We start from the raw sequence: 16,339 nt of genomic DNA on the forward strand, positions 1-16,339 counted from the left end.
CTTGCGTCTAATCCTGTTGGCTTTATTAGCCTTGGTCTTTCCTGCAACCGCGCAGGAAGACATGCCTGCCAAAGCTTGGCTCGAGAAAATGAGTCAGGCTTTACGAGAGAAAGAGTTTAAAGCATCGATTATTCAACTTCAGGCCGATCATATTCGGCCTTTGGTTTACCTGCATGGTAAGGTGAATAATCAAGAAGTTGCCTTTCTAGAATACCTTAACGGTCCACCCAAAAATGCAGTGCGTGTAGGTAATCGTGTCACCTTTATTGAGCACGATGAGCCTGCGTATAGTATCGTTTCTAATCATATTCAAGGTGTCTGGCCTGCTGCTTTCTCTGCCAATATGGCGGATTTAGAAGTGGGTTATCAGTTTGTACTCGGTGGCCGTACCCGTATCGCTGGGCGTCCGGGGCAGATGATCCGCCTGTTGCCTAATGATGAATTCCGTTATGGCTTTCAAATTTGGCTTGATATGGAAACCTATCTGCCGCTGAGATACGACATGCTGACTCAAGATAAGCAATTACTTGAGCAGATCATGGTGATTGAACTCATTGAATTCAGCGAGCCGCCAGCCATTTTGCAAGAGGCTTATAAGCAAGAGTGGCCGGCAGTTATCGATCAAGCCGAGCGCCAAGACGGTCAAAACTGGCAATTTGCTTGGTTACCCGCAGGTTTTACTGTGGTAGTGCGCGACCACCATAGATTAATTGGCAGTCACGAAGCGGTGGAATACATAGCACTGACCGATGGACTGGCAAATATTTCTGTTTATGTGGCGCGAGCGGGCACGAGTCCATTGCCTGAAGAATTAATTACCCGTAATGGCTTGTCGTTAGTCTCAGAAAAAGTCGGTAATGCCGAAGTGGTTGCTGTGGGTAAAGTGCCGACAGAAACTCTAACGCGCATTGCTAAAAGTCTGACGCTAGAATAGGACGCCGATTATGATGGAAGAAATTGCCAGAGTCGTCTCCAGTGATAGTCAAGGCTGGTTGACGGTTGAAGTGGAACTTAAGAGTACCTGCAAGAGCTGCAGTAACAGTGAGTCTTGCGGGACCTCTGCTGTCGCTCAGGCTTTTTCCTCGAAAACCCAGCAATTTTCTATTCAGAGTGACCGCCGCTGTGAGGCTGGTGAATTACTCAAATTAGGCCTTCCCGAGAGCGTGATCCTCAAAGCAGCAGCATTAATCTATTTAATGCCGCTGTTTGGCCTGTTTGTCGGCGCAGCGTTAGGACAATTTTTAGGCCAGTTGCTTGAGTTTAATCCTAACCTAGGTGCCATGGGCTTTGCGGCCGTTGGTGCCTTGATTGCGTGGTCTTTTGGTAAGCAACAGGCCAAACGTTTAGAAGTTGATGCTCAGCCTGTGATTTTGGCCTATTTAGGTAGGAACATCAATTTAAACGAATTAGCTCAATAATTTCAATGTGTTATTTTTTATCAAATAACAGCTAACTGCGGTTTTGGACGTTGTTTTATCGGCCTGTCTTAAGTAGGAGTGAATGTGATTGGTATTGAAACCGCAATCAGGTACAATTTCGCTCCTTTGAACCGTATCCATTTTCAGTATTAGTCATTGCAGCATAATGAAACAAATTAGAAACTTCTCAATTATTGCCCATATCGACCATGGTAAATCGACGCTATCAGATCGTCTTATTCAGGTTTGTGGCGGTTTAACCGACCGTGAAATGGATTCTCAAGTTTTAGATTCTATGGATCTAGAACGTGAGCGTGGTATTACGATTAAGGCACAAAGTGTCACTTTGGATTATAAAGCCAAAGATGGCCTTGTCTATCAACTCAACTTTATTGATACCCCTGGTCACGTTGACTTCTCCTACGAGGTCTCGCGCTCATTAGCTGCCTGTGAAGGTGCTTTGCTGGTGGTTGATGCGGGTCAGGGCGTTGAAGCTCAGACACTGGCAAACTGTTATACCGCGCTGGATATGAATCTAGATGTGGTGCCCATTTTAAACAAGATTGACTTACCACAAGCCGATCCAGAACGTGTTGCTGCCGAGATTGAAGATATCGTCGGTATTGATGCGATGGATGCTGTGCGTTGTTCGGCTAAAACCGGTGTCGGTGTCGATGAGGTTTTAGAAGTCATTGTTGCCAAAATTCCACCGCCAGAAGGCGATCCTGACGCACCATTGCAAGCCTTGATCATCGATTCTTGGTTTGATAATTACTTAGGCGTAGTGTCGTTAGTGCGAATTAAACACGGTAGCCTGAAAAAAGGTGACAAGTTTAAGGTAATGTCTACAGGGCAAAACCACACTGCGGATCGCGTGGGTATTTTCACGCCAAAACAAACTGACAAAACCGAACTTAAAACCGGTGAAGTCGGCTTTGTGATTGCGGGTCTGAAGGAAATTCACGGCGCGCCCGTGGGCGATACGTTAACTTTAGCCAAAAATGGTGCTGAAAAGCCGTTACCTGGTTTTAAGAAAGTGAAGCCACAGGTATACGCTGGCGTATTCCCAATTTCGACCGACGAATATGAAAACTTCCGTGATGCGTTGAACAAACTCAGCCTGAACGATGCGTCATTATTCTTTGAACCTGAAAGTTCATCGGCACTCGGTTTTGGTTTCCGCATTGGCTATTTAGGCCTGCTCCACATGGAAATCGTACAAGAGCGTTTAGAGCGTGAATACAACCTAGAGTTGATCACCACTGCGCCAACCGTAGTGTACGAAGTTGTCATGACCAGCGGTGAAACGATTTACGTTGATAACCCGTCTGATCTGCCTGCGATTAACAACATTGAAGAAATGCGTGAGCCGATTGTTGAGGCCAACATTTTAGTGCCAAAAGAATACTTAGGTAACGTGATTACCCTGTGTATTGAAAAACGTGGCACCCAAGTGAACATGGTTTACCACGGTAACCAAGTGGCTGTAACTTACCATCTGCCAATGGCGGAAGTGGTCATGGATTTCTTCGACCGTTTGAAGTCCACTAGCCGTGGCTATGCATCCCTCGAATATAACTTTATTCGTTTCGATCCTGCAGACATGGTGCGTTTAGATATTCTCATCAACGGCGACCGAGTCGACGCCTTGGCTATGGTTATCCATAGATCAAACATTCGTCACCGTGGTTTAGCCTTAGTGGATAAGATGAAAGAACTTATTCCACGTCAGATGTTTGATATTGCGATTCAAGCGGCGGTGGGCAGTCAAATTATTGCACGTTCAACCGTGAAAGCCCTGCGTAAAGACGTAACGGCTAAGTGTTATGGCGGCGACGTTTCTCGTAAGAAAAAACTCTTAAATAAACAAAAAGAGGGTAAGAAACGGATGAAGCAAGTAGGTAACGTTGAGGTGCCACAAGAAGCATTCTTAGCGGTACTTAAGCTAAACGAGTAATCGTTAGTATAAGAAGTGACAATTTAGTTGACTATTGCGCCGCTGTTTGCGGCGCTTTAGTTAGGTTATCGCATTGGTTTATCACTTTGGTTTACCAAGGTCGAATACGGTAAGTTAACTAAAGTATGATATTCGCTGAGTTAGGCACCTTTAATTATTTTTAAGGCAGGAGTTCAATAAGCAATGGCAGCGTATTTTTCCATTATTCTAGTGCTAATCACCCTGATCTCAGGACTTATTTGGTTAGTCGATGTGCTCGTTTTCGCCCCAAAGCGTCGTGAGAGTTTAGCGTTAGCAAAGGCATCACAAGCGAATTTAACTGAAGAAGCTGAGTACCAAATCATTCGTGAGTCGACCATAGTCGAAACCGCGCATTCTATCTTCCCTGTGATTGCCTTTGTGTTGATCCTACGTTCATTCATTTATGAGCCATTTCAAATCCCATCGGGTTCTATGATGCCAACCCTCTTAGTGGGCGACTTCATTCTGGTGGAAAAATTTAGTTATGGGCTTAAAGATCCCGTATGGCGCACTAAACTGGTTGAAACTGGTGAGCCCAAACGCGGTGATGTGGTGGTATTTAAATATCCTGAAAATCCGCAAATTGACTACATCAAACGTGTTGTCGGTTTACCGGGTGATAGAATTATTTACCGTAACAAGCAGTTGATGATCCAGAAGGCCTGTGGCGTTGAGCAAACAGCTTGCCCAGAACCGCAAGTTATCGCCCGCACTGAGATCAGTCGTGGTGATTACAGCCAAGATGGTGTGCCGTTGCTGCGTTATAAAGAGGAATTGGGTGATGTCGCCCACGATATCTTGATCAACCCAAGTCGACCTGACATGCTGGGGTATTTTAAGCGCGAAGGTAATTTACCCGCGGGTGAATTTTTAGTGCCAGAAGGCCATTACTTTGCCATGGGTGATAACCGCGATAACAGTACCGACAGTCGTTTCTGGGGCTTTGTGCCAGAAGAGAACCTTGTTGGTAAAGCGGTAGCGATTTGGATTAGTTTTGAATTTGACCGTTCAAAAGCCGACTTCCTCCCAACTTGGGTGCCTAGCGGTGTGCGTTTTGAGCGTGTAGGTGGAATTAAATAGCATGGAACCGATTAAAAATTTGCCACGTTTGTGTCGTACCTTAGGTTATGAGTTCAAGAATATTGAGCTTTTGACTCAAGCGCTGACCCACAGAAGTGCGGCAAATAAGCATAATGAGCGCTTAGAGTTTTTAGGTGATTCAATTTTATCTATCGTGATTTCTGATGCTTTGTATCATCAGTTTCCGAAGGCAACCGAAGGCGATTTAAGCCGGATGCGTGCCACCTTAGTTCGCGGTGATACCTTAACTATCATCGCCCAAGAGTTTAAGCTCGGCGATTATTTATATCTCGGTCCTGGCGAGTTGAAAAGTGGCGGATTTAGACGCGAGTCGATTCTTGCCGATGCAGTTGAAGCCATTATTGGCGCCGTTTACCTTGATTCCGATCTCGAAGTTTGCCGTGCATTACTGTTGAAATGGTATGCCGAGCGTTTGGCCGAAATCCAACCTGGGATCAGTCAGAAAGACGCTAAGACATTACTGCAAGAACATTTACAAGGGTTTAAAAAGCCGCTGCCTGATTACCAAGTAATCAACATAGAAGGCGATGCCCACGATCAGACATTTACCGTTGAATGTCGTATTGAAGACTTGAGCCAAAGCGTCATTGGTGTGGCGAGTTCACGCCGTAAAGCCGAGCAAATCGCGGCCGCTCAAGTATTGGAGTTACTAAAGAAATGACCAAAAAAACAGACTTGTCAGGTATCGATGCTGCAAAAGCGGCAACTGAGCCGAGTTTAGATGAATTACTGGCAAGGATGAATGCGGCCGCGCCAACGCCGTCGGCCCAATACGATGTCACTTATTGCGGCATGGTGGCGATCATTGGTCGCCCTAACGTCGGTAAATCAACGTTAATCAACCGTTTGCTTGGTCAGAAGGTGAGTATTACTTCTAAAAAGCCACAAACAACGCGCCACCGTATCATGGGTATTCATACCGATGGTCCGAAGCAAATCGTGTTCATCGATACACCTGGTTTACACATAGAAGAGCAGCGGGCGATTAACCGCCTGATGAACCGCGCAGCAGCCAGTTCGCTTGCCGATGTGGCTATGGTGATTTTTGTGGTCGATGGCATGACGTGGACCGCCGATGATGAGATGGTGTTGAGTAAATTACGCCGTGGCGGTGAAGAGCGTCAGACAATTCTGGCGATCAATAAAGTCGACAATATCAAAGACAAAGAATCGCTGTTCCCGTATTTGGAAGAAGTCGCCAAAAAATATCCTTTCGATGAAATTTTGCCGATTTCAGCCAGTAAAGGTACCAACGTTAAGCGCATTTTAGAGCTAGCGGCGGCGTCGATTCCTGAAGGACCTTTCTTCTTCCCTGAAGACTATGTTACCGATCGTTCGCAACGTTTTATGGCGTCGGAAATTGTGCGTGAAAAACTGATGCGCTTCTTAGGTGATGAATTACCCTATGATGCGACAGTTGAGATTGAACAGTTCAAGATGATGGAAAATGGTGTTTATCAAATCAATGCCTTGATCCTTGTTGAGCGTGAAGGTCAAAAACGTATGGTGATTGGTAGCAAGGGCGAACGTATTCGTACTATCGCAACTCAAGCTCGCTTAGACATGGAGACCTTGTTTGATAATAAAGTTTTCCTCGAAGTGTGGGTGAAAGTGAAATCCGGTTGGGCCGATGATGAACGCGCCTTGCGTAGCTTAGGTTACGGCGACGATTAAGCATTAATTTCAGCGAGCGCGCTTACCGATGAAACGTGGTTACGTTTTACATCATCGCCCATATCGAGAGTCCAGTGTCTTAGTTAACCTGTTAGTTGACGGCATTGGACGGGTTGATGTGGTTGCCCGAACCGGCAGCGGTAAGCGCTCTATCAAGAGTATTCTCCAGCCCTTTCAACCGCTGATCTTCGAATTTAGCGGTAAGTCTGAATTAAAAACCTTAACTCAAGTCGAAGCCGCTGCGCCTGCTGTGCCTCTTTCTGGTCAAAGCTTGTTTGCTGGCATGTATATCAATGAGTTATTGGTTCGCACTTTGTCTGTACAGCACAATGCCGAAGAGTTGTTCCTCATTTATCATCAAGCTTTAGTCGGCCTTGCCGCGAAGTTTTGCCAATCCCAACTGCGTTATATTGAGCTTGCCTTGCTGCGGGAATTAGGTTTTATGCCTTCTCTTAGCCGCGATACTCAAGGTGAACCACTCGTGCCTGACGATTATTACCAGCTCGTGCCTGAGTTAGGTTTTCAATTTGTGCTTAACTCCCGTGCTCGCAACGCCTACCAAGGGGCAATGTTGACGGCGCTTAACGATAACCAGCTCACCGAAGCACATTTTTTGAGCGCGAAGTTGTTGATGCGCTCCCTGTTAACGCCATTACTCGGGACTAAACCTTTGTTGAGTCGACAATTGTTCGTCAGCACTGCCGTACCAACTAAGATTGATGGGAATAATTCGCCCTAGCTCCTGTTTTTTAGCGTGAGCCTAAGTACAATAGGCCGCAATATCAGCGTTAAACATTAAGGAGTTCCCGATGAGCCGTATCTTATTGGGCGTGAATATCGACCATATTGCTACTCTGCGCCAAGCCCGTGGCACCAGTTATCCTGATCCTGTGCATGCTGCTGCCGTTGCTGAACATGCTGGCGCCGATGGCATCACTATTCATTTGCGTGAAGACAGACGCCACATCATAGACCGCGATGTATATTTGTTGGCAAAAACCTTGAAAACCCGCATGAATTTTGAATGCGCTGTGACCGAAGAAATGCTTAACATCGCCTGTGAAATTAAGCCGACCTATGTCTGTTTAGTGCCAGAAAAACGTCAAGAAGTCACCACTGAAGGTGGCTTAGATGTGGCGGGACAATTAGATAAAATCACTGCTGCAGTTAGTCGTTTAGCTGCTGAGGGTATTCAAGTCTCCTTATTTATCGATGCCGATAAAACTCAAATTGATGCCGCTGTTGCCTCTGGCGCACCGCTTATTGAAATTCATACGGGCTGTTATGCCGATGCTAAAACGGAAGCAGAAGAAGCCACTGAGTTAGCGCGTATTAGCGAAATGGCAAAATACGCCCATGGCAAAGGTTTAGTGGTTAACGCAGGTCATGGTCTGCATTATCACAACGTGAAACCGATTGCGGCGATTCCTGAGTTATATGAACTCAATATCGGTCATGCGATTGTCGCACGTGCCGCCATTGACGGTTTAGCGACAGCAGTGAAAGACATGAAAGTGTTAATGCTTGAAGGTCGTCGAGGCGAATAATGGCGATTGTCGGCCTAGGCACAGATATCGTCGAGATTGAGCGTATTCAGGTCCATGTGGCACGCGCAGGTGACAAGCTGGCGAAACGTGTGCTGACCGAGTCTGAGTTAGCCATTTATACTGCCCATAGTCAGCCAAGTCGTTATCTTGCCAAGCGTTTTGCGGCAAAAGAAGCCGCAGCCAAAGCCCTCGGTACGGGTATTGGCCGCGGTGTGTCGTTTCAGCATATTCACATTGGCAACAATGAGGATGGTGCACCGACGATTCACTTTACCGAGGGTGCGCTGACGCGCTTACAGCAGCTTAAAGCGACGGTTGGGCATATCTCTATTGCCGATGAAAAATCCTATGCGATTGCGACGGTAATCATAGAGTCTCAATAAACCCGAGTTTGCGTCTGTTGGTGGTAAAAAAGGAACCTTAGGGTTCCTTTTTTCATTTCTGGATGGGTATCCAAATCAGTGCTAAATTACTGAATGCAACAATTTATTTACTTTTACTGTTCAGCTTAATTGTTTTACGTTAGTTTATGGCTTGCGCGTCGCTCAATTTGGCGCACGTAAAAGCAGGGGCAAATGAAGAGGAACCCGACATGAAATCCGCCGCAGAGCAGTTATCGACCTACAAAAGTGTGCATTTAAATCAGCGTAATATTCAGACCCATTTTATTGGCATCCCACTGATTATTTGGTCTGCTTTCCTGTTGCTGGCCACAGTGCGTATTCCGCTGGGCAGTATGGGAGAGACAAGTTTAGCAGTGATAGTCGGTATATTCGTGTTGGCCTATTATGTCCGTTTACACTTAAGGCTTTCAATGGGGCTCATATTATTTATGGTACCTGTGCTGCTCACTACTGAGTGGGCGGCGCATATCGCCGGTGCCACTTGGCTTGCCCTAGGGGTATTTGTGGTGGGCTGGGTATTCCAGCTAATCGGCCATCAATATGAAAAAGCCAAGCCTGCCTTTGTGGATGACTTAAATCAGCTATTAATTGGGCCATTTTTCTTAATGGCGGAAGTGTATTTTATGTTGGGCTTAGAAAAGGCGCTGAACGCCCAGATAACGCCAATGGCGCTTGAGAAGCGCCGTATACTTGAGGCGAAAAAGTCTGCATAGCTTGGCTAGATAGTGAATTAGAGTAGATAGATTTATAGCTTGGGGGAGCATCATCGCTTGGAGGAAATCGTCGGCCGGACCACATCTTAACTCGCGTGGTTCGGCCAATTTTTATGCTCAAAATTGAGGATTAAACTCTGGGGGGATGATAATACAGCGGGATAATTCTCACTGTATTAATCATATTTTCTGACACATCAATTATCTCTAATGGATAACCTGCTAAACGTAAACTGGTATTCGCAGAAGGAATTTCCTCCAGATACTCCAGAATCAGACCATTGAGGGTTTTAGGGCCATCGGTGGGAAAGTTCCACTTCATTTCTTTATTCAAATCGCGGATCGTAATGCCCGCATCAACTAAGTAGCTGCCATCTTGCTGGACCTTAATGTCTTCACTCGGGGTGGTCAACATAGAAGTGGTAAAGTCGCCGACAATCTCTTCGAGAATATCTTCGAGTGTTACTAGACCTTGAATATCACCATATTCATCAACGACTAAGCCGATGCGCTCTTTATTTTGTTGGAAGTTAGCTAGTTGCACATTGAGTGGCGTACCTTCTGGCACAAAGTAGAGTTCTTTCACTGCACGTAGCAAAGATGACTTGCTAAATTGCTCTTTAGATTGGAGGCGCAGGGCATCGCGTAGATGAATAAAGCCCACTGCATCGTCTATGGTGTCGCGATACACTAACACTCGGGTATGTGGACTTTGGATCACCTGACGATTGATAACCTTAAATTCGTCATTAACGTTAATTCCGTAGATATCTGAGCGTGGCACCATAATATCTTCAACGGTGACTTTCTCTAAATCCAAGATAGATAACAGCATTTCTTGGTGGCGTCGGGGGATGAGTGCCCCTGCCTCATGTACCACAGTGCGCAACTCTTCTTGGCTTAGCGCATCGCTACTATTAACGGTTTTTATCCCCATCAAACGTAAGATGCCTGTGGTTATCAAATTAACGCTTGAGACAACATAGGCAAAGGTCGAGGAAAGTATAAGTAGCAGAATGCTAGAGGGAAAAGCAATACGCTCAGGATTTAGCGCGGCGATGGTTTTTGGCGTGACTTCAGCAAAAACGAGCACGACTAACGTAAGCACGCCAGTTGCAACAGCGACCCCTAAGTCGCCCCAAAGACGCATACCAATGATAGTCGCAATAGCAGATGCGGAAATATTGACTAAGTTATTGCCAATTAAGATCAATCCAATCAAACGGTCAGGACGCTCAAGTAACTTCAAGGCTCTAATCGCCCCTTTATGGCCATTGTTGGCTAAGTGGCGTAAACGGTAACGGTTGAGAGTCATCATTGCGGTTTCTGAGCCTGAAAAATAGGCAGAGAATAGGATAAGCACTAGTAAAACGATCAGGAGTGCGCTTGTCGATATAGCGTCCAAAAAAGGCTCCAATGTGGCCAGTAAACTTAAGTAAATACCGACATTTAAAAAAAGTGTCAAGTCGGCCGCAGCAATAACTGCCCCAGCCGACATAAATGTTTAGTTGAGGATTAACTCTTTGACAATGCGCGCGCCAAAATATGCGAGCGAAAGTAAGGATGCGCCAGTCAGAGTATAAATGACTGCGGTACGAATTTTACAACCGACCCAATACTGTTGCCACAGCATAGTAATGTATACAAACCAAGCCATTATCGACAGAATTGCCTTATGACCTTTACCATCGGCGAACATATCTTCAAGGAAGATAAAACCAGTCGCGAGCGACAAACTGAGCAAGATAACGCCGATAATCACCAGATGATAAAGCTGTTTTTCAACTGTCATCAGCGGCGGAATGCCAGGGCTCAGCATAAATTGTTTTTTCTTCAGTTTATTTTGGATCATCGCCAGTTGTATCGCATACAGGGCGGCAATCATCAGGGCGCTGTAGGCCATGAGTGACAACACGACGTGGGCTAATACTTCAGGATAAAGCTCAAAATGCGTGATGAATTTAGGTGGCAATAACCAGAGTAGGGCAACCGAAAGCACTGAGCAGGCATAAACCACGGGCACGACGACGATGACCTTCAGCCTGAACATCAATATCGTAAAAGTAAAAGCGATAATCCAGTTCACTAAGGAAATCACATTCGTCAGGCTAAAGTTTTGGCCATCTGTGGTGAAAATCACTTGTGATAATGCTGCGGCATGTAAAATAACCGCAATAGCGGCAAAGCCTGCGACAGCACGGCGATTCGGACCGTCTGGGTGAAACAATCGACTCGTCACTAGTACCAATGCAATGCAATAAAAAAACATGGCTGAGGCAGAAAAGATGACCATGGGTAATTAACCTATTTGTGTAGTTAAAGGTGCCTTAAAAACGGGGCATACAGATCAATATTTTCCCTAGAATAACATGAGCTGTCGGCAAATGGGCAGTGACATGAGTTGCAAAATTTAGCAGATTCTTATTGTTAGGGTTAAATAGTGTGTCGACGACAATAAAACATGACTCAGCGCAAGTAAAACACTTAACCACAATCAAGATGGGTGCAGCAGTAGCATAATGCGCATGCATCGTTATAATACAGCCCATCAATCGAGATTCTTAAAGGTATAGAACAGGACGATGTTTGAGAACCTAACCGACAGACTGTCACGCACACTGAAAAATATCAGTGGCCGTGGTCGCTTAACTGAAGAAAACGTTAAGGAAACCCTGCGCGAAGTGCGTATGGCACTGCTGGAGGCCGATGTTGCCCTGCCTGTGGTGCGCGAATTTGTTAATAACGTAAAAGAACGTGCCGTTGGCCAAGAAGTCTCTAAAAGCTTAAGCCCAGGTCAAGCCTTTATTAAGATAGTTCAAAGTGAACTTGAAAAATCCATGGGCGAGGCGAATGAAGCCCTAGATTTAGCCACTCAGCCGCCAGCTGTGATTATGATGGCAGGTCTGCAAGGTGCGGGTAAAACCACCAGTGTGGCCAAACTGGGTAAATTTTTACGCGAACGCCATAAAAAATCGGTATTAGTCGTCAGTGCTGACGTTTATCGCCCTGCGGCGATTAAACAGCTTGAGACGTTAGCGCAAGAAGTGGCGGTGGAGTTTTTCCCATCGGACGTTAGCCAAAAGCCAATCGACATTGCGAAAGCGGCGATTGCCCACGCTAAATTAAAGTTTATCGATGTGGTGATCCTCGATACCGCGGGTCGTCTGCATGTCGACGAAGCCATGATGGACGAGATCAAAGGCTTACACGCAGCGGTTAAGCCTATCGAAACCTTGTTCGTTGTTGATGCTATGACAGGTCAAGATGCGGCAAACACCGCTAAGGCGTTTAACGAAGCTTTGCCACTGACAGGGGTTATCTTAACCAAAGTCGATGGTGATGCGCGCGGTGGTGCGGCGTTATCGATTCGCCACATTACGGGCAAGCCGATTAAATTCCTCGGTGTGGGTGAAAAGACCGACGCGTTAGAGCCATTCCATCCAGACCGTATTGCCTCACGCATTTTGGGCATGGGCGATGTGTTATCGCTTATCGAAGAAGTTGAGCGCGGCGTCGATAAAGAAAAGGCCATGAAGCTGGCTTCGAAAGTGAAGCAAGGTGGCAGTTTCGATTTAGAAGATTTCCGTGAGCAGTTACAGCAAATGAAAAATATGGGCGGCATGATGAATATGCTGGAAAAACTGCCCGGTGTCGGTCAATTGCCCCCAGAAGCCTTAGCGCAAATCCAAGACGGCAAGATGACAGGTCAAATGGAAGCCATCATTAATTCGATGACTTCCAAGGAGCGTAAGAACCCTGATTTAATCAAGGGCTCACGCAAACGTCGCATCGCAGCTGGTTCTGGCACGCAAATTCAAGATGTAAACCGTTTATTGAAACAGTTTACTCAAATGCAAAAGATGATGAAAAAAATGTCTGCTAAAGGCGGCATGCAAAAAATGATGCGCGGAATGCGTGGCATGATGCCGCCAGGAATGAAATTTCCGGGACGTTAATCGGGCATTTTTAGTTAAACTTAGCACTTTATCAGTCGGTTGAATCTGGCAACAATGAACCGCTTACTGAGGGCGCAGGCGTAATAATCGCCATCTTTGGTTGCATTCGTTGGAAAGTCAGGTAAAATCTTCCGGCTTTCTATCTGGGACTCTTCGCGAACACGGGGTTCCAGTTTTTATTTTTGCTTCAAGCAAATCATTAGAGGATTGAAAACGCATGGTTACCATTCGTTTAGCTCGTGGCGGCGCAAAAAAGCGTCCATTTTACAACATCGTTGTTGCTGATAGCCGTAACGCTCGTGACGGTCGTTTCATCGAGCGTGTTGGTTTCTTCAACCCATTGGCCCGTGGCCAAGAAGAAACTTTACGTTTAGACCTAGCTCGCGTTGAGCACTGGGTTTCTAACGGTGCAGCTGCTACAGAACGTGTAGCAAAACTGATCAAAGACGCTCGTAAAGCAACAGCTTAATAGCGTTAAGGTATAGATTGATGAGCAGTAACCAACAGCCAGTCGTACTGGGGAAATTAGGCTCCTGTCATGGCATTAAAGGTTGGCTGAAAATCACCGCCTATACCGATTCTGTTGAAGGTATCTTTGACTATTCACCTTGGCTTATTAAAGAAAATGGTGAATGGCGCGAAATAAAGGTCACCCAGTGGCGTTATCAAGGTAAGGCCGTTGTTGCCTTACTTGATGGCGTAGAAACACGGGAGCAAGCGCAAATGCTCACAAATAGTGAGATTGCGATTTTGCCGGAACAGATGAACGATTTGCCAGCAGATGAATTCTACTGGCGTGATCTCATCGGTTGCGAAGTGGTCAATACAACAGGCTATAACATGGGGATTGTCGATCAGATCGTGGAAACAGGATCGAACGACGTATTACTTGTTAAAGCCAACGCTAAAGATAGTTTCGGCAAAGTGGAACGTATGATCCCCTTTGTCCCTGAGCAGTTCATCAAAACGGTGGATCTGCAAGGTAAACAGATTTTAGTGGATTGGGATCCTGACTTCTAAGTCGAGGTACAACAGATGTGGTTAGGGGTAATAACCCTGTTCCCAGAGATGTTCCGTGCCGTGACAGACTTTGGAGTTACGGGTCGAGCCGTGAAAAACGGCCTGCTCGAGTTGCACACGTGGAATCCCCGTGATTTCACCCATGATAGACATAATACGGTAGATGACAGGCCTTACGGCGGTGGTCCCGGAATGTTGATGATGGTGCAACCCTTGCGCGATGCCATCCATGCAGCGAAAGCCGCAGCGGGTGAAGGTGCGAAGGTGATTTATTTGTCACCTCAAGGACGCAAGCTGGATCAGCAAGGCGTCACTGAGTTGGCTCAATCATCACGTTTGATTTTGGTCTGTGGTCGATACGAAGGTATTGACGAACGCATCATTCAAACGGAAGTGGATGAAGAGTGGTCGATAGGGGATTACGTGCTTTCGGGCGGCGAATTACCGGCGATGACTCTGATAGATTCAGTATCGAGATTGGTTCCTGGCGTGCTAGGAAAACAAGCTTCGGCGGAGCAAGATTCTTTCTCCGACGGTTTACTGGATTGTCCACATTACACTCGCCCTGAAAGCTTGGATGGTCTTGACGTACCGGCAGTGCTGCTAAGTGGCAACCACGAACAAATTAGACTCTGGCGTTTACAGCAAAGCCTTGGTAGGACTTTACTTAGACGGCCAGAATTATTGCAAAATCTAGCTCTGACTGACGAACAAACGACTCTATTAGCGCAGTTCGTTGAAGCAATGGACAAGCATGCTTAGTCGTAGCTCAGTTAATTCTAGAACGGAGTAAGTTATGAACAACATCATTAAAATGCTCAACGATGAGCAAATGAAACAAGACGTACCTGCGTTTGGTGCTGGTGATACAGTAGTCGTTCAGGTTCGTGTTAAAGAAGGCGATAAAGAGCGTTTACAGGCTTTTGAAGGCGTTGTAATTGCTAAGCGTAACCGTGGTCTGCACTCTGCATTCACAGTACGTAAAATCTCTAATGGCGAAGGTGTTGAGCGTGCATTCCAAACGCACAGCCCACTGATCGCTAGCATTGAAGTTAAGCGTCGTGGTCGCGTTCGTCGCGCCAAACTGTACTATCTGCGTGATCGTTCAGGTAAATCTGCACGTATCCGTGAGAAGCTGGCAACTAAGTAATAGTTACCGCTACAGAAAACAAGACGTAGTGTTCGCACAGAAAACCGCCCTAGTGGCGGTTTTTTGTTGCTGTTTTTTGAGTATTTATACTTGATCTAAAGAGAATGAACAGGCATAGTGGTCGCCTGATTGTAATGGTGTAGCATTACAAAAGTACATTGCGATGGATTTACGCTATTTTATATCCGAAATGAATACCCAAGCTGACTTGAAGTCCTGCTTCGACAACTGGGTTAAACACTAAGTCTTAGGTGGTAAGCATGCAACAAGATACGATTAACAACGTACACATCAGTTCAGAGAAAGTCTTAATCACGCCGCAAGAGCTTAAAAATGCCTTGCCACTCTCTGAGCATGCTTATCGTTATATCCTCAATGCCCGTAAAACTGTGGCTGATATTGTTCATAAGCGTGACAATCGAGTATTGATTGTCACTGGCCCTTGCTCAATTCATGATATCGCCGCCGCAAAAGAATACGCTTTAAGGCTTAAAACTCTGCACGATGAACTCAGTGATGAGTTTTATATCTTAATGCGAGTCTACTTTGAAAAGCCGCGTACTACGGTAGGTTGGAAGGGCATGATCAATGATCCCGATATGGATGAATCCTTCGATGTCGAAAAAGGCCTGAAAATGGCCCGTGAGCTAATGATTTGGTTGGCCGAGTTAGGACTGCCTGTTGCCACCGAAGCACTCGATCCTATCAGTCCTCAGTACATTTCTGAGCTTGTCACTTGGTCTGCCATTGGTGCTCGCACCACTGAATCGCAGACTCATAGGGAAATGGCATCGGGTCTTTCTATGCCAGTGGGCTTTAAAAATGGCACCGATGGTAAGCTCGATGTAGCGATTAATGCGCTAAAATCGGCGGCCAGTAGCCACAGATTTATGGGCATAAACCAGCAGGGCCAAGTCGCATTATTGCAAACTGCGGGCAATCCCGATGGCCATGTGATTTTACGCGGTGGTGCAACGCCCAACTATGATGCGGCGAGTGTGGCAGAGTGTGAAACGCAGCTCCATAAAGCCAAACTCAATGCACGTTTGATCATCGATTGCAGCCATGGCAATTCATCCAAAGACTACAGCCGCCAAAAGCCTGTCTGTGAAAATGTGTTCGAGCAGATTTTTAACGGCAATAAGTCGATTATTGGCGTCATGCTTGAAAGCCATTTAAATGAAGGCAATCAAAGTTGTGATAGGCCATTAAGCGAGCTAGCTTACGGTGTTTCTGTAACAGATTCTTGTATTAGTTGGGAAAAAACAGAAACCATTTTACGGGAAGGCGCAGCGAAGTTATCTTCAATACTTCCAACGCGTTTCGATATGCTTAAAGTAGCTAACGCTTAAATTAGTTACAGCTTAATGGACTCAGG

At 46.0% G+C, this 16,339-nt stretch carries 18 protein-coding genes; 16 read left to right on the forward strand and 2 right to left on the reverse strand.

Going from position 1 to position 16,339, the window contains the following annotated elements:
- The first annotated feature begins 1 nt into the window (after window position 1).
- The 10 genes from L5M17_RS06490 (at window position 2) to L5M17_RS06535 (ending at window position 8,835) form a co-directional block, all read left to right on the forward strand.
- The gene (locus L5M17_RS06490) at window positions 2–934 is read left to right on the forward strand and encodes a MucB/RseB C-terminal domain-containing protein (RefSeq protein WP_028760824.1); all 933 of its coding nucleotides are present in this window, start codon (window positions 2–4) and stop codon (window positions 932–934) included.
- 10 nt (window positions 935–944) lie between these two features.
- On the forward strand, window positions 945–1,418 hold the full coding sequence (locus tag L5M17_RS06495; RefSeq protein WP_263146064.1) for a SoxR reducing system RseC family protein: 474 nt from the start codon (window positions 945–947) through the stop codon (window positions 1,416–1,418).
- Window positions 1,419–1,584: 166 nt separating this feature from the next.
- A complete protein-coding gene (gene lepA, locus L5M17_RS06500) occupies window positions 1,585–3,375 on the forward strand; it encodes a translation elongation factor 4 (RefSeq protein WP_028760822.1) in 1,791 nt (596 codons plus the stop codon).
- 183 nt (window positions 3,376–3,558) lie between these two features.
- On the forward strand, window positions 3,559–4,476 hold the full coding sequence (gene lepB / locus L5M17_RS06505) for a signal peptidase I (protein ID WP_168823422.1): 918 nt from the start codon (window positions 3,559–3,561) through the stop codon (window positions 4,474–4,476).
- A 1-nt stretch (window position 4,477) separates the two neighbouring features.
- Window positions 4,478–5,158, forward strand: a complete 681-nt coding sequence (rnc, locus tag L5M17_RS06510; protein ID WP_012088603.1) for a ribonuclease III — start codon at window positions 4,478–4,480, stop codon at window positions 5,156–5,158.
- The gene (gene era, locus L5M17_RS06515) at window positions 5,155–6,171 is read left to right on the forward strand and encodes a GTPase Era (protein ID WP_028760819.1); all 1,017 of its coding nucleotides are present in this window, start codon (window positions 5,155–5,157) and stop codon (window positions 6,169–6,171) included. Before rnc ends, era begins: the two co-directional genes overlap by 4 nt.
- A gap of 28 nt (window positions 6,172–6,199) precedes the next feature.
- Window positions 6,200–6,910, forward strand: coding sequence for a DNA repair protein RecO (gene recO, locus L5M17_RS06520; RefSeq protein ID WP_212599987.1), 711 nt, complete (start codon window positions 6,200–6,202; stop codon window positions 6,908–6,910).
- Between the two features lie 70 nt (window positions 6,911–6,980).
- Entirely contained in the window at window positions 6,981–7,718 is a 738-nt protein-coding gene (pdxJ, locus tag L5M17_RS06525) for a pyridoxine 5'-phosphate synthase (protein ID WP_248084318.1), read from the forward strand.
- Entirely contained in the window at window positions 7,718–8,101 is a 384-nt protein-coding gene (gene acpS, locus L5M17_RS06530) for a holo-ACP synthase (protein WP_028760816.1), read from the forward strand. Before pdxJ ends, acpS begins: the two co-directional genes overlap by 1 nt.
- A 209-nt stretch (window positions 8,102–8,310) precedes the next feature.
- Window positions 8,311–8,835, forward strand: a complete 525-nt coding sequence (locus tag L5M17_RS06535) for a DUF962 domain-containing protein (RefSeq protein ID WP_105249854.1) — start codon at window positions 8,311–8,313, stop codon at window positions 8,833–8,835.
- Window positions 8,836–8,965: 130 nt separating this feature from the next.
- Here L5M17_RS06535 and L5M17_RS06540 read toward each other — a convergent pair whose 3' ends face one another.
- Together L5M17_RS06540 and L5M17_RS06545 are read right to left on the reverse strand one after the other, a co-directional pair.
- Window positions 8,966–10,240 (reverse strand): HlyC/CorC family transporter, encoded by a 1,275-nt coding sequence (locus tag L5M17_RS06540; protein ID WP_113940661.1) that lies wholly within the window; start codon window positions 10,238–10,240, stop codon window positions 8,966–8,968.
- A gap of 99 nt (window positions 10,241–10,339) precedes the next feature.
- Window positions 10,340–11,128: an inner membrane protein YpjD gene (locus L5M17_RS06545; protein ID WP_028760813.1), complete on the reverse strand. Its 789-nt coding sequence runs from the start codon at window positions 11,126–11,128 to the stop codon at window positions 10,340–10,342.
- Between the two features lie 289 nt (window positions 11,129–11,417).
- On the opposite strand from L5M17_RS06545, the gene ffh reads away from it, so the two are divergent.
- From ffh to L5M17_RS06575, 6 genes are all read left to right on the forward strand, one after another.
- Window positions 11,418–12,791 carry a signal recognition particle protein gene (gene ffh / locus L5M17_RS06550; protein WP_006080787.1) on the forward strand — a complete coding sequence of 458 codons (1,374 nt, stop codon included), beginning with the start codon at window positions 11,418–11,420 and terminating at the stop codon, window positions 12,789–12,791.
- A 217-nt stretch (window positions 12,792–13,008) separates the two neighbouring features.
- Window positions 13,009–13,260: a 30S ribosomal protein S16 gene (gene rpsP / locus L5M17_RS06555; protein ID WP_006080788.1), complete on the forward strand. Its 252-nt coding sequence runs from the start codon at window positions 13,009–13,011 to the stop codon at window positions 13,258–13,260.
- A gap of 20 nt (window positions 13,261–13,280) precedes the next feature.
- Window positions 13,281–13,811, forward strand: a complete 531-nt coding sequence (gene rimM / locus L5M17_RS06560; RefSeq protein WP_263146073.1) for a ribosome maturation factor RimM — start codon at window positions 13,281–13,283, stop codon at window positions 13,809–13,811.
- Window positions 13,812–13,826: 15 nt separating this feature from the next.
- Entirely contained in the window at window positions 13,827–14,573 is a 747-nt protein-coding gene (trmD, locus tag L5M17_RS06565; protein WP_263140465.1) for a tRNA (guanosine(37)-N1)-methyltransferase TrmD, read from the forward strand.
- A gap of 34 nt (window positions 14,574–14,607) precedes the next feature.
- A complete protein-coding gene (gene rplS, locus L5M17_RS06570; protein WP_006080791.1) occupies window positions 14,608–14,961 on the forward strand; it encodes a 50S ribosomal protein L19 in 354 nt (117 codons plus the stop codon).
- Window positions 14,962–15,221: 260 nt separating this feature from the next.
- Window positions 15,222–16,313, forward strand: a complete 1,092-nt coding sequence (locus L5M17_RS06575) for a 3-deoxy-7-phosphoheptulonate synthase (protein ID WP_263146076.1) — start codon at window positions 15,222–15,224, stop codon at window positions 16,311–16,313.
- Window positions 16,314–16,339: the final 26 nt, after the last annotated feature.

Source organism: Shewanella sp. SW24, assembly GCF_025653395.1.
Classification (GTDB): Bacteria; Pseudomonadota; Gammaproteobacteria; order Enterobacterales; family Shewanellaceae; genus Shewanella; species Shewanella oncorhynchi.